At 70.4% G+C, this 17,612-nt stretch carries 17 protein-coding genes; 5 read left to right on the top strand and 12 right to left on the bottom strand.

What is annotated here, in order from left to right:
* Positions 1-106 precede the first annotated feature (106 nt).
* Positions 107-1,453 carry a class II 3-deoxy-7-phosphoheptulonate synthase gene (locus ACFU8W_RS08715; RefSeq protein ID WP_384033695.1) on the bottom strand — a complete coding sequence of 449 codons (1,347 nt, stop codon included), beginning with the start codon at positions 1,451-1,453 and terminating at the stop codon, positions 107-109.
* A 102-nt stretch (positions 1,454-1,555) separates the two neighbouring features.
* Between ACFU8W_RS08715 and ACFU8W_RS08710 the strand changes: the two genes are divergently transcribed.
* Positions 1,556-1,612, top strand: a complete 57-nt coding sequence (locus ACFU8W_RS08710; protein WP_107063558.1) for a trp operon leader peptide — start codon at positions 1,556-1,558, stop codon at positions 1,610-1,612.
* A 94-nt stretch (positions 1,613-1,706) separates the two neighbouring features.
* On the top strand, positions 1,707-3,593 hold the full coding sequence (locus tag ACFU8W_RS08705) for an anthranilate synthase family protein (RefSeq protein ID WP_384033692.1): 1,887 nt from the start codon (positions 1,707-1,709) through the stop codon (positions 3,591-3,593).
* A gap of 43 nt (positions 3,594-3,636) precedes the next feature.
* On the opposite strand, the gene ACFU8W_RS08700 is transcribed toward ACFU8W_RS08705, so the two are convergent.
* The 5 genes from ACFU8W_RS08700 to ACFU8W_RS08680 all read right to left on the bottom strand — a co-directional run bounded on the left by ACFU8W_RS08700 (position 3,637) and on the right by ACFU8W_RS08680 (position 8,720).
* The gene (locus tag ACFU8W_RS08700) at positions 3,637-4,689 is read right to left on the bottom strand and encodes a 2-hydroxyacid dehydrogenase (protein WP_384033689.1); all 1,053 of its coding nucleotides are present in this window, start codon (positions 4,687-4,689) and stop codon (positions 3,637-3,639) included.
* Positions 4,690-4,766: 77 nt separating this feature from the next.
* Positions 4,767-5,795, bottom strand: a complete 1,029-nt coding sequence (locus ACFU8W_RS08695) for a 6-phosphofructokinase (protein ID WP_384033686.1) — start codon at positions 5,793-5,795, stop codon at positions 4,767-4,769.
* A gap of 191 nt (positions 5,796-5,986) precedes the next feature.
* Positions 5,987-6,697: a response regulator transcription factor gene (locus tag ACFU8W_RS08690; protein ID WP_345515670.1), complete on the bottom strand. Its 711-nt coding sequence runs from the start codon at positions 6,695-6,697 to the stop codon at positions 5,987-5,989.
* Positions 6,694-7,926 (bottom strand): MacS family sensor histidine kinase, encoded by a 1,233-nt coding sequence (gene macS, locus ACFU8W_RS08685; RefSeq protein ID WP_384033683.1) that lies wholly within the window; start codon positions 7,924-7,926, stop codon positions 6,694-6,696. Before macS ends, ACFU8W_RS08690 begins: the two co-directional genes overlap by 4 nt.
* A 50-nt stretch (positions 7,927-7,976) precedes the next feature.
* Entirely contained in the window at positions 7,977-8,720 is a 744-nt protein-coding gene (locus ACFU8W_RS08680) for a lysophospholipid acyltransferase family protein (protein ID WP_037697119.1), read from the bottom strand.
* Between the two features lie 195 nt (positions 8,721-8,915).
* On the opposite strand from ACFU8W_RS08680, the gene ACFU8W_RS08675 reads away from it, so the two are divergent.
* Complete coding sequence (locus tag ACFU8W_RS08675; RefSeq protein WP_345515665.1) at positions 8,916-9,695, top strand: alpha/beta fold hydrolase; 780 nt, start codon at positions 8,916-8,918, stop codon at positions 9,693-9,695.
* Positions 9,688-10,338, top strand: a complete 651-nt coding sequence (locus tag ACFU8W_RS08670; protein ID WP_384033678.1) for a hypothetical protein — start codon at positions 9,688-9,690, stop codon at positions 10,336-10,338. The genes ACFU8W_RS08675 and ACFU8W_RS08670 overlap by 8 nt, the downstream gene beginning before the upstream one ends.
* Before the next feature lie 44 nt (positions 10,339-10,382).
* Here the strand turns inward: ACFU8W_RS08670 and ACFU8W_RS08665 are convergent, their stop codons facing one another.
* The 6 genes from ACFU8W_RS08665 to ACFU8W_RS08640 all read right to left on the bottom strand — a co-directional run bounded on the left by ACFU8W_RS08665 (position 10,383) and on the right by ACFU8W_RS08640 (position 15,512).
* The gene (locus tag ACFU8W_RS08665) at positions 10,383-11,147 is read right to left on the bottom strand and encodes an endonuclease/exonuclease/phosphatase family protein (RefSeq protein ID WP_384033675.1); all 765 of its coding nucleotides are present in this window, start codon (positions 11,145-11,147) and stop codon (positions 10,383-10,385) included.
* 79 nt (positions 11,148-11,226) lie between these two features.
* Complete coding sequence (locus tag ACFU8W_RS08660; RefSeq protein WP_345515662.1) at positions 11,227-12,168, bottom strand: ROK family glucokinase; 942 nt, start codon at positions 12,166-12,168, stop codon at positions 11,227-11,229.
* A gap of 75 nt (positions 12,169-12,243) precedes the next feature.
* Positions 12,244-12,702 carry a DUF5304 domain-containing protein gene (locus ACFU8W_RS08655; protein ID WP_345515660.1) on the bottom strand — a complete coding sequence of 153 codons (459 nt, stop codon included), beginning with the start codon at positions 12,700-12,702 and terminating at the stop codon, positions 12,244-12,246.
* A 106-nt stretch (positions 12,703-12,808) separates the two neighbouring features.
* Positions 12,809-14,146: an ArsA family ATPase gene (locus ACFU8W_RS08650; protein ID WP_384033671.1), complete on the bottom strand. Its 1,338-nt coding sequence runs from the start codon at positions 14,144-14,146 to the stop codon at positions 12,809-12,811.
* Positions 14,147-14,150: 4 nt separating this feature from the next.
* The gene (locus ACFU8W_RS08645) at positions 14,151-14,600 is read right to left on the bottom strand and encodes an SRPBCC family protein (RefSeq protein WP_266986565.1); all 450 of its coding nucleotides are present in this window, start codon (positions 14,598-14,600) and stop codon (positions 14,151-14,153) included.
* Positions 14,601-14,705: 105 nt separating this feature from the next.
* Positions 14,706-15,512: a metallophosphoesterase gene (locus ACFU8W_RS08640; RefSeq protein WP_345515658.1), complete on the bottom strand. Its 807-nt coding sequence runs from the start codon at positions 15,510-15,512 to the stop codon at positions 14,706-14,708.
* Between the two features lie 293 nt (positions 15,513-15,805).
* On the opposite strand from ACFU8W_RS08640, the gene ACFU8W_RS08635 reads away from it, so the two are divergent.
* The gene (locus ACFU8W_RS08635) at positions 15,806-17,602 is read left to right on the top strand and encodes an AMP-dependent synthetase/ligase (RefSeq protein ID WP_384033667.1); all 1,797 of its coding nucleotides are present in this window, start codon (positions 15,806-15,808) and stop codon (positions 17,600-17,602) included.
* Positions 17,603-17,612: the final 10 nt, after the last annotated feature.

Genomic DNA, 17,612 nt, shown 5'->3' with positions numbered 1-17,612 from the left:
ACCTTACCCGGCGCCCGGGGCCGGCAAAAGTCCCGGAACGCCCTGTGGGGCACGGATCACATCGATCCGTGCCCCACAGTCGTACGTGCGCTACCTGCGGTGATGGCTACTGGTCCCGGTACATCTCGGCAACCAGGAACGCCAGGTCCAGCGACTGGCTGCGGTTGAGCCGCGGGTCGCAAGCCGTCTCGTACCGCTGGTGCAGGTCGTCCACGAAAATCTCGTGGCCGCCGCCGACGCACTCGGTGACGTCGTCACCGGTGAGCTCGACGTGGATGCCGCCCGGGTGCGTACCGAGGCCCTTGTGCACCTCGAAGAAGCCCTTGACCTCGTCCAGGACGTCGTCGAAGCGACGGGTCTTGTGGCCGGAGGCCGCCTCGAAGGTGTTGCCGTGCATCGGGTCGGTGACCCAGGCGACGACCGCACCGGAGGCGGTGACCTTCTCCACCAGCGCGGGGAGCTTGTCGCGGACCTTGTCGGCGCCCATCCGGACGATGAAGGTCAGCCGACCGGGCTCGCGGTCCGGGTCGAGGCGGTCGATGTAACCGAGTGCCTCGTCGACGGTGGTCGTCGGGCCGAGCTTGATGCCGATGGGGTTACGGATCCTCGAGGCGAACTCGATGTGCGCGCCGTCCATCTGGCGGGTGCGCTCACCGATCCAGACCATGTGACCGGAGGTGTCGTACAGCTCACCGGTGCGCGAGTCGGTGCGGGTCAGCGCCGACTCGTAGTCCAGCAGCAGCCCCTCGTGCGAGGAGTAGAACTCGACGGCCTTGAACTCGGCCGGGTCCGTGCCGCACGCCTTCATGAAGTTCAGCGCGTTGTCGATCTCGCGGGCCAGCGCCTCGTAACGCTGCCCGGACGGGGACGACTTCACGAAGTCCTGGTTCCAGGCGTGGACCTGGCGCAGGTCGGCGTAACCGCCGGTGGTGAAGGCGCGGACCAGGTTCAGCGTGGAAGCGGATGCGTGGTACATCTGCTTCAGCCGGTCCGGGTCCGGGACGCGGGCCTTCTCGGTGAAGGCGAAGCCGTTGACGGAGTCGCCGCGGTAGGTCGGCAGGGTCACGCCGTCGCGGGTCTCGGTCGACTTGGAGCGCGGCTTGGAGTACTGGCCGGCGATCCGGCCCACCTTGACGACGGGCACGGAGGCCGCGTAGGTCAGGACGGCGCTCATCTGGAGCAGCGTCTTCAGCTTGGCCCGGATGTGGTCGGCCGACACGGCGTCGAAGGCCTCGGCGCAGTCGCCGCCCTGCAGCAGGAACGCCTCGCCCTTGGCGACGGCTCCCATGCGGGCGCGCAGCTGGTCGCACTCGCCCGCGAAGACGAGCGGCGGATACGACGCGAGGTCCGCGAGTACATCGCGCAGAGCCTCGGCATCGGGGTACTCGGGCTGCTGCGCCGCGGGAAGGTCTCGCCAGGTGTTGCCACCGGCGACGGAGGTATTGGCGTTCACGGTCACAACCACAACATTACGGGGTCCAGGGGGGCGTCCATCCGTACGCTCAATAGTTGAGACGCGCGCTCGGATGGACCGGGCGTCCGATAGGGTTCGGACATGTTCGCGCAGACGCACCAGAACTGGTGGTGGACCGCTCATCCGGCGGCCCACTGATTCATCGCGCGCGACAGACCACGCGAAGGCCGCCCGAGGGGCGGCCTTCTCTGCGTTTCGGGGCCGTTCCTCCATCCGGAAGGAACACCACCCCATGCCTCATCGCACCGCATCCGTCCTCGCCCGGCTGGTCCGGGAGGACTGCCCGCCGTTCGCGCTGCTGCGCAGGCGCACCCCCGGTCACGACCACGACCTCGTCGAGGTGCTGATCGGCCGGGTCCGGGAGGCGGACCGGCTCGCCGGTCTCCCGCTCGGACCGCAGCCCTCGCTCGCCCTGGTGCCGTTCCGGCAGATCGCCGAGCGCGGATTCGATGTGCGCGACGACGGGACGCCGCTGTCCGTGCTGGTCGCGGAGGAGACGTACGAGCTTCCGCTGGACGAGGTGCTCGCCGAGCTGCCCACCCATGGCGTACGGGTCGAGGGCGGCGCCTTCGACGTCCCCGACGAGGAGTACGCCGGCATCGTCCGGCGGGTCGTCGAGGACGAGATCGGGCAGGGCGAGGGTGCGAACTTCGTCATCCGTCGGACCTTCCAGGGCGACATCCCGGGGTTCGGGCGGACCGACGCGCTGGCCCTGTTCCGTCGGCTGCTGGCCGGTGAGCGGGGTGCGTACTGGACGTTCGTCGTGCACACCGGGGAGAGGACGCTGGTCGGCGCCAGCCCGGAGGTGCATGTGCGGATGTCCGGCGGGACGGTCGTGATGAACCCGATCAGCGGAACGTACCGCTACCCCGCCGAAGGACCGACCGCCGAGAGCCTGCTGGCCTTCCTCGGCGACCGCAAGGAGACCGAGGAGCTCTCCATGGTGGTCGACGAGGAACTGAAGATGATGTGCACCGTCGGCGACATGGGCGGCGTGGTGATCGGGCCACGGCTCAAGGAGATGGCGCATCTCGCGCACACCGAGTACGAGCTGCGTGGGCGTTCCTCGCTGGATGTGCGGGAGGTACTGAAGGAGACCATGTTCGCCGCGACCGTCACCGGCTCGCCCGTGCAGAACGCGTGCCGGGTGATCGAGCGGTACGAGCCCGGCGGCCGCGGCTACTACGCGGGCGCGCTGGCCCTGCTGCGGCAGGAGCCCGGCGGGGCACAGACCCTGGACTCGCCGATCCTGATCCGGACCGCCGACATCGCGGCCGACGGACGGCTGCGGGTGCCGGTCGGGGCAACGCTCGTACGCCACTCCGATCCGGACAGCGAGGTCGCCGAGACCCACGCGAAGGCGGCGGGGGTGCTGACCGCACTCGGCGTGCGGCCGGGACGGCCCCGGGCGACGGAGGCGCGTCCGCAACTGGCCGGCGACCCCCGGGTGCGGGCCGCCCTGGACGCCCGGCGGGACGGTCTCGCGCCGTTCTGGCTGCGGATGCAGGAGCGCACGCAGGAGCTCTCCGGTCATGCGCTGGTGATCGACGGGGAGGACACCTTCACCGCGATGCTGGCGCATCTGCTGCGCGCCTCGGGTCTTGAGGTGTCGGTGCACCGCTACGACGAGCCGGAGCTGCGCGAAACCGTACGGGCGCACACGGGCCCGGTCGTGCTGGGCCCCGGGCCCGGGGATCCGGCCGACACCGGCGATCCGAAGATGCGGCTGCTGCGCGAGCTCGCCGCGGAGCTGGTGCGGGAGCACCGGCACGGGCTGCTGGGGGTGTGTCTGGGCCACGAACTGATCGCGGCGGAGCTGGGTCTGGACATCGTCCGCAAGATCGTGCCGTACCAGGGCGCGCAGACCAGGATCGAGCTGTTCGGGCGCCCGGAGACGGTCGGTTTCTACAACAGCTTCACCGCACGCTGCGACGACGAGACGGCCACCGAGCTGGCCGCACACTCCATCGAGGTGAGCCGGGACGCGGCCACCGGGGAGCTGCACGCGCTGCGCGGGGGCGGGTTCGCGTCGGTGCAGTTCCACCCGGAGTCGGTGCTGACGCTGCGCGGCGCGTCGATCGTCGCCGAGCTGCTGGCGGGGCTGCCCGTGCCCGGCTGACCGCGGACGGGGGCTCCGGAATCCGCCGAGGCGGTCCGGGGCCTCAGGGCCTTTCCTTCGGATCGGGCCGGGCTGATCCGAAGGAAAGGCCCTGGTCCTGGGGAGGCCTGGGGACGAGGACGTTGTCGCTGCGGCGGCGGGCCAGGTAGTCGGCGACGTTCTGCACGGTGGCGTCGATGATCTGCGCCACCGCGTCCTCCGTGTAGTACGCCTGGTGCGAGGTGACGATGACGTTCGGGAAGGTGACGAGCCGGGCCAGGGTGTCGTCGTCGACGACCTCCAGGGACTTGTCGAGGAAGAAGAGCCCGGCCTCCGCCTCGTACACATCGAGTCCGACACCGGTGAAGCGGCCCGCCCGCAATGCGGTGACCAGGGCCGAGGTGTCCACCAGTCCGCCACGGCTGGAGTTGATCAGGATCGCGTCGTCCTTCATCACGGCCAGGGCCTCCTCGCCGATGATGTGATGGGTCGCCGGCAGCAGCGGGACATGGAGGCTGATCAGGTCGGACTCGGCGAGGAGCCGTTCCTTCTCGACGTAGGTCATGCCGAGTTCGGTGCAGGCGGGGTTCTCGGCCACGTCCCAGCCGAGCAGCTTCATCCCGAAGCCATGGGCAATACGGGTGAAGGCCTCGCCGATCTTGCCCGTGCCGATCACGCCGACCGTGCGGCCGCGCATGTCCCGGCCGAGGAGACCGTCGAGCCGGAAGTCGAAGTCGCGGGTGCGGCTCGCGGCGCGGATGATGCGGCGGTTGACCGCCATGGCGAGCGTCCAGGCGAATTCGGCGACCGAGTACGGCGAGTAGTACGAGACCCGGGCGACCCGCAGGGCGAGACGTTCGGCGACATCGAGGTCGATGTTGTTGAAGCCCGTGGAGCGCTGGGCGATCATCTGTGTGCCGCCCGCGGCGAGCGTCTGCAGAACGCCGCTGCCCAGGTCGGCGTTGACACTGGTGGAGATGATCTCGTAGCCCGCCGCGATGGGTGCGGTGTCCTTGTTGAGGAACACGTCCAGGCAGCGGACCTCGTGCTGTCCGGCGAAGGCTTTCTCGATCAGCGGCTTCTCGTCGGACTGCACACCGAACGCCAGGATCTCCACGATTTCTCCAGACAAGCAGAGTTACGGGCCGGACAGCCGCGAATATACGGCCCGTATCCCTGGTGCGCCGCTCACAGTCAGCCGAAGAAGACGCCGACCTCCGCGTAGAGCGTCGGATCGACCGTCTTGAGCCTGGCGGTCGCATCGGCGATCGGCACCCGCACGATGTCCGTGCCGCGCAGGGCGACCATCACGCCGTAGTCGCCGTCGCGGACGGCTTCGATGGCGTGCAGCCCGAAGCGGGTGGCCAGCCACCGGTCGAAGGCGCTGGGCGTACCGCCGCGCTGGACATGGCCCAGGACCGTGGTCCTGGCCTCCTTCCCGGTCCGCCGCTCGATCTCCTTGGCCAACCATTCGCCGACCCCGGAGAGCCGGACATGACCGAAGGAGTCGTGCGATTCGTCCTTGAGGATCATCTTCCCCTCGGCGGGCATGGCGCCCTCGGCGACCACGACGATCGGGGCATAGCTGGCTCTGAAGCGGGAGGTGACCCAGGCGCAGACCTGGTCGATGTCGAAGCGCTGCTCCGGGATGAGGATGACGTTCGCGCCGCCGGCCAGCCCGGAATGGAGCGCGATCCAGCCCGCGTGGCGGCCCATCACCTCGACGACGAGGACCCGCATATGGGATTCGGCGGTGGTGTGCAGCCGGTCGATGGCCTCGGTGGCGATGCCGACCGCCGTGTCGAAGCCGAAGGTGTAGTCGGTGGCGGAGAGGTCGTTGTCGATGGTCTTGGGCACGCCGACGCATGGGATGCCGTACTCGTCGGACAGGGTCGCCGCCACACCGAGGGTGTCCTCGCCGCCGATGGTGACGAGCGCGTCGACCTCGTACTTGGCGAGGTTGCCCTTGATCCGGCGGACGCCGTGCTCGGTGGTGAGGGGGTTGGTCCGCGAGGAACCGAGGATGGTGCCGCCGCGCGGCAGGATGCCGCGCACCGCCGGAATGGAGAGCGGAACGGTCTCGCCCTCCAGCGGACCACGCCAGCCGTCCCGGAAGCCGATGAAGTCGTAGCCGTACTCCTGCACGCCCTTGCGGACGATGGCGCGGATGACCGCGTTGAGTCCGGGGCAGTCGCCGCCCCCGGTCAGTACTCCGACCCGCATGGAAGCATCCCTTCGCCGAAGTGAGCTCGCTGGCGACCACGCTAATGGTGATCCAGGTCACTCCGGGATGGGCCGGATGGTCAATTCCCCTGCAACAAGGCACAGTTGATCACATCTGTCGTCCATCTCGGGCGTCGTTGAGATCGGACGCCGTTGAGATCGGACGCCGTTGAGATCGGACGCCGTTGAGCTCACGCGTCGTCGAGACCACGCTCGATCGCATACCGCACGAGCTCCACCCGGTTGTGCAACTGGAGCTTGCCCAGGGTGTTCTGGACATGGTTCTGGACGGTGCGGTGCGAGATGACCAGCCGCTCGGCGATCTGCTTGTACGAGAGTCCCTTGGCGACCAGCCGCAGCACCTCGGTCTCCCGGTCCGTCAGTTGCGGTGCCTTCGGCTCGTCCGGCGCGACGGGCGCGGGCTCGGATGCCAGCCTGCGGTACTCGCCGAGCACCAGTCCGGCGAGGCCCGGGGTGAAGACCGGGTCGCCGACAGCGGTGCTCCGCACGGCCTCGGTCAACTCCTGCGTACTGGCCGACTTGAGCAGATAGCCGGTGGCGCCGGACTTCACCGCCTCCAGTACGTCGGCGTGCTCACCGCTCGCCGAGAGCACCAGGACCCGCAGGCCCGGGTGGGAGCCGACGAGTTCCTTACAGACCTGGACGCCGGGCATCCCCGGCAGGTTCAGGTCGAGGACCAGGACGTCGGGGGTGACGGCCCTCGCCCGGCGCACGGCCTGCGGTCCGTCACCCGCGGTCGCCACCACGTCGAAGCCGGACTCGGCGAGGTCACGGGCGACGGCGTCGCGCCACATCGGATGGTCGTCGACGACCATCACCCTGATGGTCCGCTGCTCGGCGTCCTGCGCGCTCTCGGCGCTCGCGGTGTTCTCCGTACTCATCGGCCGGATCCTGCCTTCCCCCGTGAAACCTTCGGAACCTTCAACTCGACCTCGGTGCCCTGGCCGGGCACCGAAATCAACTCTGCTGTGCCACCCAGGTCGCGCAGCCGCCCCCGGATCGACAGGGCGACCCCCATCCGGCCTTCCCCCTCGGCCTGGGCCAGCCGCCCCTCCGGGATGCCGGGACCGTCGTCCCGGACCGTGACGATCACCTCGTCCGGCCAGTCCTCGACGAGTATCCACGCCTGGGCGTCCTGGCCGGCGTGCACCCTGACATTGTCCAGGGCGGCACTGACAGCGGCCGCGAGTTCCTTCGCCGCCGCCGGGGCGAGCAGGACCGGAGCGCCGGGCTCGGCGAAGCTGACCCGGGAGCCGGCGTGCGGGGCCAGCAGGGCGCGCAGATCGCAGTCGGCCGGACCGGAAGGGCCGTCCTCCCGGTCGTCGACCTCAACGCTGCGGACCACGGCGCCCTCGGCGGCGTCCTCGGAGACCCGGGTGGTGGGCACCAGGCCGCTGGAGACCAGGGTGCGCAGGGCGACTTCCTGCTCCCCTGCCATCCGGCCCAGCTCGGCGGCCTCGCCGCCCAGTGCCGTGCCGCGGCGCTGCACCATGGCGAGGACCTGGAGCACGCTGTCGTGGATGTCGCGGGCCAGCCGCTCCCGCTCCCGGGTCGCCGCCTCGATCTCCAGGGCGCGGGCGAGGGTGCGCTCACTGGCACGGGCGACCTCGACGACGTACCCGATGGCGATGGAGGCGACCCAGACCAGCAGCACGTTGTGGAAGGTGTCCCGGCTGGGTTCGCCGCGCTCGATGATGTTGGCGACGGCGACGAAGGTGGAGGCCAGCGCCGCCCACCGCCAGCCGCCCTTGATCGCGAAGGCCAGCACGGAGCCCGCGGTCCAGATGGACGGCAGCGTCGGACCGTCGACGTGCTGGGCCTCGAAGTCGGCGAGAGGGGTGAGGAGGATGCCGACGAGGGCGATGGCCAGGTCGGCTCCGAGGAAACGCTTGGTGCAGGCGACGGCGCCCGCGACCTTCGGGAGGGTGCCGAGCGTCCAGGCCGCCATCACCACCAGGAAGGCGATGGCCACCCACGGCCGGTCGTACCGCGCCCGGCCGAAGACTGCGAGCAGGATCGCGTAGACCATCGTCAGAAGCCGGTATGCGGTCAGCGCGCTCCACAGCGGCTGTTCGACCGACATCCGTACGACCCGCTCGCGCTTGGCCATGTCCCCCACCCCCGGACGGACACCGACGCGGTGACGCGCCGGCTGTTCCGTCACCCTTCCGTGCCGGGCTTTCTGCCCGCGTGCTTCTCTTCCTCCGCGCGGCGCTTCGCCTCGTCCGCGATCTGGCGCTTGGCCGCGGTCGCGTAGATGTCGACGTACTCCTGCCCGGAGAGCTTCATGATCTCGTACATCACCTCGTCGGTGACCGAGCGGAGAATGAAGCGGTCTCCCTCCATGCCGTGGTAACGGCTGAAGTCGAGCGGCTTGCCGATCCTGATGCCCGGGCGCATCAGCTTGGGGATCACCTGACCGGGCGGCTGGATCTTCTCCGTGTCGATCATCGCCACGGGGATGACGGGTGCTCCGGTGGCAAGCGCCACCCGGGCCAGACCGCCGGGCTTGCCGCGGTAGAGGCGGCCGTCGGGCGACCGGGTGCCCTCCGGGTAGATCCCGAAGAGCCCGCCGCTCTCGATGACCTCGATGCCGGCCTTGATCGCCGCCTCACCGGCACCGCGGGCACCGGACCGGTCCACCGGGAGCTGGCCGACGCCCTTGAAGAAGGCGGCGGTCAGCTTGCCCTTCACGCCGGGCGCGGTGAAGTACTCGGACTTGGCGATGAAGGTGACCTTGCGGTCCAGCACGGCCGGCAGGAAGAAGGAGTCGGAGAACGAGAGATGGTTGCTCGCGAGGATCGCCGGCCCCTGAGCGGGGATGTTCTCCAGGCCCTCCACCCACGGCCTGAAGGCGAGCTTCAATGACCCGCCGATGGAGAACTTCATCGCGCCGTAGATCAACTCGGGTGCCTCCTGTGTGCTGTCGCCTTGACCTTAACCCGTGGTGCTGCCCCGGTTCCTGCCCGGCACCGGACCGAAGCACGGCTGTGACCGGTGACGGCCCTGGTCGGTGTCAGTCCGGTCGCGTACGGTGAAGTAATCCTTCTTGCACTCCCCCTTTCGCTCCCTTTCGAGCCTCACGAACAGGAGACCCCGGTGCCGGTCCTTCCTGGAGCCGAGCCGTTCCGCCACGAGGGCGGAGAGGTCGGCGTCCTCCTCTGTCACGGATTCACCGGTTCCCCTCAGTCGCTGCGCCCCTGGGCCGAATATCTCGCGGAGCGCGGACTCACGGTCGCGCTGCCGCTGCTGCCCGGGCACGGCACCCGCTGGGAGGACATGCAGGTCACGGGCTGGCAGGACTGGTACGCGGAGGTGGACCGGGAGCTGCGGGCCCTGTCGGAGCGGTGCCGTCAGGTCTTCGTCTTCGGGCTGTCCATGGGCGGCGCGCTGTCGCTGCGGCTGGCGGCGAAGCACGGGGACGCGATCAGCGGTCTGGTGCTCGTCAATCCGGGCAACAAGGTGCATGGCCTGGCGGCGTACGCACTGCCGGTCGCCCGCCATCTGCTGCCGTCCACGAAGGGCGTGGCGAACGACATCGCCCGGGAAGGCTCCGTCGAGATCGGGTACGACCGGGTGCCGCTGCACGCGGCGCACTCCCTGCGGAACTTCTTCCGGCTGGTCGACACGGAGCTGCCGCAGGTCACCCAGCCGCTCCTGCTGCTGCACAGCCCGCAGGACCATGTGGTGCCGCCTGCGGACTCGGCGCGGATCCTCAGCCGGGTGTCGTCCACGGACGTCGAGGAGATCCTGCTGGAACAGAGCTACCACGTGGCGACGTTGGACCACGATGCGGAGCGGATCTTCGACGAGAGCTACTCGTTCATCGGCCGCCTCGCTCCGAGCGTCGGGAAGAAGGGGAGCACGTCAGGTGGCTGAGCACGACGCGGAGCGCGCGGGCAGCGAGGAGGAGCGCGAACCGCGCCCCACCGAGGGAGCAGCCGTGCCCGAGAAGGGCGCGGGTGCGCCACACGTCCCCGGGGGGCCCGGCCAGGGTGACGCGCTCGACGAGGACGCCGCCTGGGAGGCGATCGTCGCGGGCTACGGCGAGGAGCCACCGGACCCGCCGGGCGCCAAGCCGTTCAAGTCGATCGACGACCTCGCGCTCCTGGAGGACGGCGAGCGCAACGTCCTGGAGCCGGACAAGGGCATCAAGAAGAAGAAACCGCCGGAGAAGCCGCTCGGCAGCTCGGTCGTCTTCGCCCCCGGCGTCGGTGGTCCCCGCGACTACGAGGTGGCGGAGCCGACGGACGGCGACGCGGACGACAGCGACGAGGGACACTTCGTCCCGCCGGAGCCGCCTCCGCTGCCGGAGGCCGATGTCACGGCGAAGTTCGCCTGGCTCGCGGTCGTCGGCGGACCGGTGCTGATGCTGCTCGCCGTCCTGTTGCAGTGGGAGATGACGTGGTGGCTCACCACGGTCTGCATCGGCGGTTTCCTGGGGGGCTTCGTCACCCTGGTCGCGCGGATGCAGCACGACGACGAGGATGACGACGACCCCGGGCGCGGCGCGGTGGTCTGAGCCGACTCCCCCGGATCAGACCGGCCGGGGGGGACGAGCAGCCCTCAGGCGAGCGAGGACAGGGCGGGCACCCTGAGCGCGGCCAGTACCGGCAGATGGTCGGTGGCCGCGCGCAGGTCCTGCTCCGTGATGCCGGGCAGGCCCGACGGGACTCCGCAGCCGAGGACCTCGATGCCTCTGCTCGCGAAGACCGCGTCGATGCGCAGCCGCGGATCATGTGCCGGGAAGGTGAGCTCGCCACCCCACGGCCGGACGGACCGGCCGTCCTGGAGCCTCCCGGCGAGCAGCTGGAAGGCTTTCCCCTCCGGTGCGTCGTTGAGGTCGCCGGCCACGATGACATGCTCGACCTGCATGGCGTCCAGCCGGTCGAGCAGCATGTCCGCCTGGACCACGCGCTCCTCGTGACGCAGGCTCAGATGGCAGCTCAGCAGCCCGATCCGGGTGCCCGCGATCCGTACCACCGCCGTGGCGAAGCCTCTGCGGTGCAGCCCGGGGGTACGCGGCAGCAGCAGGTCCTCCGTGCGTTCCACGGTGGCGCGCAGCGAGCACAGGAGCAGCGGCCCGGCGGCGGTGGCGCCGCCGGAGAGGATCACCAGGTCGGTGTGGGCGGCGAGCCAGGCGGCGCGCTTGCGCCAGCGGAAGAAGCGCGGGGCCTCCTGGATGAAGACCAGATCGGGTGCGCAGGCGCGGATGACGCGGGCCAGCGCCTCACGGTCGTCGCGCATCGACCGGATGTTGTAGCTGAGCACTCTGATGACGGCCGAACCGTCCGGCTCGGTACGGGAGTCGGGCAGCTCCGTCGTGACCATACGGCTCACCATACGCGGACGCCCGCCGCTCCCGGTGAGGGCGCGACGGGCGTCCGGCGTTGTCCGCGATGGGGCGGGCTCAGCCCTGGCGGGCCAGGTCCGCCGCGCCCACCAGGCCTGCCTTGCCACCCAGTTGGGCCGCGAGCACCTGGGCGTGCGGCCGCCACTCGCCGCCGATCAGCCAGCGCCGGAACGACTTGCGGATCGGGCCGAGGACGAGTTCGCCCTCGTCCGAGACACCGCCGCCGACGATGAACGCGGACGGGTCGAAGAGGGAGGCGAGGTCGGCGAGTCCGGCGCCGGCCCAACGGGCCAGCTCGCGGAACGAGTCGATCGCCACCGGGTCGCCCTGCCGGGCGGCCGCGCTGATGTGCTTGCCCTCGATGCCGTCCACCGTGCCGTCGCCCAGGGCGAGAAGGACCGCGGCGTTCTCCGGGGTGGCGTTGGCACGCTGCTTCGCGTACCGGACGAGCGCGCGCCCGGATGCGTACTGCTCCCAGCAGCCCTGGCTGCCGCAACCGCAGAGCAGCCCGTCCGGGACGACCCGGATGTGCCCGAATTCGGCGGCCACACCGAAGCGTCCGCGGCGCAGTTTGTTGCCGATGATGATGCCGCCGCCGAGGCCGGTGCCGAGCGTGATGCAGATGACGTCGTCGTGGCCCTGGCCTGCGCCGAAGCGGTATTCGCCCCAGGCCGCCGCGTTGGCGTCGTTCTCGACGACGACGGGGAGGCCGACGCGCTGCTCGACCTTGTCCTTCAGCGGCTCGTGCCGCCAGTTGATGTTCGGCGCGAACAGCACCGTGGCGCGCTTGTCGTCGACATATCCGGCAGCGCCGATGCCGACCGCTTCGATCTCGTGGCCCTCGCTGGCGCCGGACACTGCCGCCGCGATCGCGTCCACGATGCCTTCAGCCGTCGGCGGGGTCGGCACCTTGAACATCGAGAGGATCCGGCCCTCTTCGTCGACCACTCCAGCCGCGATCTTCGTGCCGCCGATATCGACGCCGATGGTGAGTCCCATGAATCCCTCAGTTTCGGTCGAGCCCCGCTATGGCCAACCGTACCCGAGCGCCGCTCCCCGCCCTATCGGTGCCGGTCAGTCCAGGTCGATGTGTTCGCCCGGCCCGCTGTCGTCGTCGCGCGGGTCGGTGGGGTCGCCGGCCTTCTTCGAGGCGCCACCGGGGTCGGTGGCGTCCTGGGTCCAGCGGCGTTCCTGGCCCTCGACGGCGGAGCGGTAGGCGGCGAGGAGTTCGCTGCCGGCCGCGGCGATGTGGTCGAAGACGTCCGGATTGCGTTCGATGACGGGCTCGACGGCGGCCTTCGCCTGCTTGATCACCTGCTGTACGGCGCTCTGGGCGGCGACGCCGAACAGCGGTGACTGGAGGGAGGCGACCTTGTCGGCCACGGCGTCGACCAGCTTGCGCAGCTCCTCGGCCGCGGAACCGGCGGGCGGCCCGTACTCGGCGCGGCGACGGGCCTTCTCGGCTTCCAGGTCCTCGGCGCAGGCCTTGGCCCACGCGTCGTCGTCGACGGGACGATCGGTGGCTTCGCTCATGGCGGACTCCTGCGACGTGGTTGCGGACGTCGCGCGTGCGGGGGTGTGGTCCACCGCCGCATACGGGACGCGTACTACCGACGTTACCCGAACGGTGGTACGCCGTTCAGGAGGTCCGCGGCCACAGTGCGGGGTCCGGCGTGAACCGGACCCGCAGCACCCCGTCCGTCAGTGCGGCGCCGGAGACGGTGCAGCGGCGCAGCCCGGACTCCAGCGGCACGATCCGGTGGAACGGGCCGACGGTCAGGAGCAGTTCGTCGCCGCGCCGGACCAGCTGCAGGTTCTCCTTGACGGCTCCGGGCAGTGGCAGGCACCAGACCAGGACCCCGTCGCCGTCCTCACCGGCGGCCGGCCGCGGCGAGACGGTGGCGTCCGGTCCGCCACGGAGCAGTTCCCGCAGCTCGTCGTGGCCGTCCGGGGCGTTCGGGTCCTCGATCCACCAGGGGTCCTGGGCGCGTCCGTGCGGCCGGTCGTCCAGCTCGACGGCGAGACCGTCCCCCGCGAAGTGCCCGCCACCGGTGCCCGCCGCCTCGAAGGCGGTGCAGTTCGACGAAGTGTCGAGGAGGCCGAGGTCGTCGAGCCCCTGTGGGTCCCGGCCGAGATGGGGCACCTCGCACAGGGACGCGGCCGGCGCCCACTCCTCGTACCAGTGGTCGATGCACTTCTCCTGCTGGGCGGCGAGATCGGCGAACCAGGGGTCGGAGGAGTGCCTGGGCAGGACCCGGTTGACGGTGAGCGTGTCGACGCGCAGTCCGTGCAGGGCGAGTCCGGTGCGCGCGGTGCGCAGGGCGTCCTCGGCGGCGGGTCCCGGTTCGGCGACGAGGCGGACCGTGGTGCTGCGGTCCTCGACCAGGGCCTGGACGGAGGCCAGCTCGGCGTCCCGGCGGGCCGCGGTCTCGTACAGCCACTGGGCGGGCATCGGGACGCCGGCGAGCTGGGCGAGCATCGGGCGCAGGGCGCGGGCGGCCTGGCGCTCCGGGGGCAGCAGACGGCGCAGATAGCGGCGCAGCTGTTCGGGCAGGGCGAGCACGGCGAGGGCTTCGCGCAGTGGGGGCAGGTCGACGACGAGGGTGTCGTAGCCGTCGCGCGACCAGTCGCCCCGGGCCGCCCGGCGCAGGGTGTGCAGCAGGGCGAGCTGGGCGCTGCCGGGGAGTTCGGTCAGCTCCTCGCCGTCGAGCCGGTTCCCGCCGAGCAGGTCGAGTACGGAGGACGCCTGGTCCTGGAGGGAGAGAAGTTCGGTACGGAAGTGCTCGCCGGAGTCGACGCGGGCGAACCGGAGCCCCTCGGTGACCTCGGTGGGTTCCGTGCCGGTGGGGAAGCCGGGTATGGCGTCGGCGGAGAGCAGCAGCGTGCGGCGGCCGCGGCGGGCCGCGGCCAGTGCGGTCGCCGCCGCGACAGTGGTACGGCCGGCGCCGCCGGGGCCGGTGACGAGGACCGTACGCATCCGGTCAGCCCCGCGGGACGGACTCGACGCGCTTCTTCAGACCGGCCAGCGCGCGGTCGATGATGACCTTCTCCGCCTTGCGCTTGATCATGCCGAGCATCGGGATCTTGACGTCGACGGTCAGCCGGTAGGTGACCTCGGTGCGGCTGCCGTCGCCGAGCGGGGCCAGTGCGTAGGAGCCGTCGATGGCGCGCAGCATCTGGGACTTGACCAGGGTCCAGCTGACCTCGTGGTCGCCGGTCCAGGTGTAGGCGAGCGTGTGGTCGTCCTTGATCGCACCGGCGTCGAGGACCAGCCGGACCTTCTCGGCGCGGCCCTGCTCGTCCTTGGCGAGGACCTCGGCCTCCTTGACCTCACCGGTCCACTCCGGGTACCGGTCGAAGTCGGCGATGACGCCCATGACGTCGGCCGGTGCCGCCTCGATCGTGATGGTCGAGCTGGTGTGTTCAGCCATCGCTGTGGCTCCTCCAGTGCGGTGTACCGGTCGGTCGGCAGATGCCTGCCGCCAGAAGGCTATCGCGTGCGCGGCGCGCATCGTCCCAGGGTCGGGGCCGTGTGGTCACCACTCCAGGGCCCAGGGCCGGCCGGTCGAGGCGAAGTGCCCGACGTTGACGCACTCCGTGGCCCCGATCCGCATCCGGCGGACCAGTGGCTGGTGGACATGGCCGAAGACGGCATAGCGGGGGCGGGTCCGGCGGATCGCGTCGAGGAGCGCCCTGCTGCCGCGCTCGAACCGGCGCGCCACGGTGTCGTAGGTCAACTCCGGCACGTCGGGCGGGATGTGCGTGCACAGGACGTCCACCTCGCCGACGGCCTCGATCTTGGCGGCGTACTCCTCGTCGCTGATCTCGTACGGGGTGCGCATCGGGGTCCGGAGCCCGCCGCCGACGAAGCCGAAGACACGTCCGCCGATCTCGACGCGCTCGCCGTCCAGGACGGTGGTGCCGGGGCGGGCGTAGTCGGGCCAGAGATCGGGGATGTCGACATTGCCGTACGTGGCGTACGTCGGGGTGGGGAAGACCGCGAACATCTCGGCGTACTGATGGCGCACCGCACCGACGATGGCGGCATTGCGGTCCAGGCCCGCCCAGAGCCCGCGGCCGAAGTCACGGGCCTCCTCGTAGCGGCGGGCGGTGCGCAGTTCGACGATCCGGTCGGCGTTCTCCACGCCGAAGAGTTCGGGGAAGATGCCGCGCGAGTGGTCGGCGTAGTCGAGAAAGAGCACCAGGTCACCCAGGCAGACGAGGGCGTCGGCGCCGTCCCCGGCCCGGGCCAGGGCTTCGGTGTTCCCGTGCACGTCACTGACCACGTGGATCCGCGTACGACGTGCGGTGGCACCCTCGCGGCTGTTCGATCCGGCTGGCATGACGATCACCCTAGGGCGCCGCCGGCGGCCTGGGTAGAGCCCCTCGTAGAGCCCCTCGGACCTGCGGATACTTCGTGCATGTCACCTGGGTGCACTACTGTGCGCGCGAGGACCACCGATATGTGTGACGCATAAAACATCTGGCCGGAACCCCCTATCCGGAACCGAGTACTGGTGGGTAACGTCCGGGCAGTCCAGTCGTGCTCACCTCACTGAGCACCCTGCCAGTCTTGGACCGCAGCCGGTGCGTCACACAGAGCCGTGGCACCGGAGCCCGATGAGGAGCAGCAGTCTTGCGCGAGTTCAGCCTTCCGGCCCTGTACGAGGTCCCTTCGGACGGCAACCTGACGGATCTCATCCGCCGCAATGCCGCTCAGCATCCCGATGTGGCGGTGATGAGCCGCAAAGTGGCCGGCGCGTGGACCGATGTCACCGCCACCCAGTTCCTGGCCGAGGTCAGAGCCGCGGCCAAGGGCCTGATCGCCGCAGGCGTGCAGCCCGGTGACCGGGTCGGGCTGATGTCCCGCACCCGCTTCGAGTGGGTGCAGCTGGACTTCGCGATCTGGAGCGCGGGCGCGGTCACCGTCCCGGTGTACGAGACCAGCTCCCCCGAGCAGGTCCAGTGGATCCTCGGCGACTCCGGCGCGGTCGCGGTGATCGTGGAGAGCGACGGGCATGCCGAGTCCGTCGCCGCCATGCGCGACCGGCTGCCGGAGCTGCGCAACGTATGGCAGATCGACAAGGGCGCGGTCGACGAGCTGACCGCGTCGGGTGCGGAGGTCTCGGACGAGACCGTCGACCTGCGCAGCGCCCGCGCCAAGGCCGACGACCCGGCCACCATCGTCTACACCTCGGGCACCACCGGACGCCCCAAGGGCTGTGTACTCACGCACCGCAGCTTCTTCGCCGAGTGCGGCAACGTGGTGGAGCGGCTGAAGCCCCTCTTCCGTACCGGCGAGTGCTCCGTACTGCTCTTCCTGCCCGCGGCCCATGTCTTCGGCCGGCTGGTCGAGGTGGCCGCGGTGATGGCCCCGATCCGGCTCGGCTGCGTACCGGACATCAAGAACCTCACCGATGAGCTGGCCACGTTCCGGCCGACGCTGATCCTCGGTGTGCCGCGGGTCTTCGAGAAGGTCTACAACTCGGCACGTGCCAAGGCGCAGGCCGATGGCAAGGGCAAGATCTTCGACAGGGCCGCGAACATCGCGATCGCCTACAGCCGTGCGCTCGGCACCCCTCAGGGCCCGTCCATCGGCCTCAAGTTCAAGCACAAGGTCTTCGACCGGCTGGTCTACAGCAAGCTGCGCGCCGTGCTCGGCGGCCGCGGCGAGTACGCGATCTCGGGCGGTGCGCCGCTGGGCGAGCGGCTCGGGCACTTCTACCGCGGCATCGGCTTCACGGTGCTGGAGGGTTACGGCCTCACGGAGACGTGCGCGGCCACCGCATTCAACCCGTGGGACCGGCAGAAGATCGGTACGGTCGGCCAGCCGCTGCCCGGCTCGGTCGTCCGGATCGCCGACGACGGCGAGGTGCTGCTGCACGGCGAGCATCTGTTCGCGGGCTACTGGAACAACGAGGCGGCGACGGCCGACGCACTGGCCGACGGCTGGTTCCACACGGGCGACATCGGCACCCTCGACGAGGACGGCTATCTGACGATCACCGGCCGCAAGAAGGAGATCATTGTCACGGCGGGCGGCAAGAACGTCGCTCCCGCGGTGATCGAGGACCGGATCCGCGGGCACGCCCTGGTCGCGGAGTGCATGGTGGTCGGCGACGGGCGGCCGTTCGTCGGTGCGCTGATCACCCTGGACGAGGAGTTCCTGGGCCACTGGGCCGAGGAGCACGGCAAGCCGGCCGGCTCGACGGCGGTGTCGCTGCGCGAGGACCCGGAGCTGCTGGCCGAGGTGCAGCGGGCGGTGGACGACGGCAACGCGGCGGTGTCCAAGGCGGAGTCCGTACGCAAGTTCCGCATCCTGGCCTCGCAGTTCACCGAGGAGGCCGGCCACATCACGCCCTCGCTGAAGCTGAAGCGGAATGTGGTGGCGAAGGACTTCGCGGACGAGGTGGAGTCGATCTACCGCGGCTGATCCCGCGGCT

It is taken from the genome of Streptomyces sp. NPDC057565 (assembly GCF_042801455.1).
GTDB classification, from domain to species: Bacteria; Actinomycetota; Actinomycetes; order Streptomycetales; family Streptomycetaceae; genus Streptomyces; species Streptomyces yanii.
The sequence above is the reverse complement of the archived record's forward strand: the minus strand, read 5'-3'. Positions and strand labels throughout refer to the sequence as shown.

Bases quoted from the DNA above. Each gene is read 5' to 3' on its own strand.
- ACFU8W_RS08705 (WP_384033692.1), top strand. From the start codon at position 1,707: ATGCCTCATCGCACCGCATCCGTCCTCGCCCGGCTGGTCCGGGAGGAC.
- ACFU8W_RS08695 (WP_384033686.1), bottom strand. From the start codon at position 5,795: ATGCGGGTCGGAGTACTGACCGGGGGCGGCGACTGCCCCGGACTCAAC.
- ACFU8W_RS08690 (WP_345515670.1), bottom strand. From the start codon at position 6,697: ATGAGTACGGAGAACACCGCGAGCGCCGAGAGCGCGCAGGACGCCGAG.
- macS (WP_384033683.1), bottom strand. From the start codon at position 7,926: ATGGCCAAGCGCGAGCGGGTCGTACGGATGTCGGTCGAACAGCCGCTG.
- ACFU8W_RS08665 (WP_384033675.1), bottom strand. From the start codon at position 11,147: ATGGTCACGACGGAGCTGCCCGACTCCCGTACCGAGCCGGACGGTTCG.
- ACFU8W_RS08660 (WP_345515662.1), bottom strand. From the start codon at position 12,168: ATGGGACTCACCATCGGCGTCGATATCGGCGGCACGAAGATCGCGGCT.
- ACFU8W_RS08655 (WP_345515660.1), bottom strand. From the start codon at position 12,702: ATGAGCGAAGCCACCGATCGTCCCGTCGACGACGACGCGTGGGCCAAG.
- ACFU8W_RS08650 (WP_384033671.1), bottom strand. From the start codon at position 14,146: ATGCGTACGGTCCTCGTCACCGGCCCCGGCGGCGCCGGCCGTACCACT.
- ACFU8W_RS08645 (WP_266986565.1), bottom strand. From the start codon at position 14,600: ATGGCTGAACACACCAGCTCGACCATCACGATCGAGGCGGCACCGGCC.
- ACFU8W_RS08640 (WP_345515658.1), bottom strand. From the start codon at position 15,512: ATGCCAGCCGGATCGAACAGCCGCGAGGGTGCCACCGCACGTCGTACG.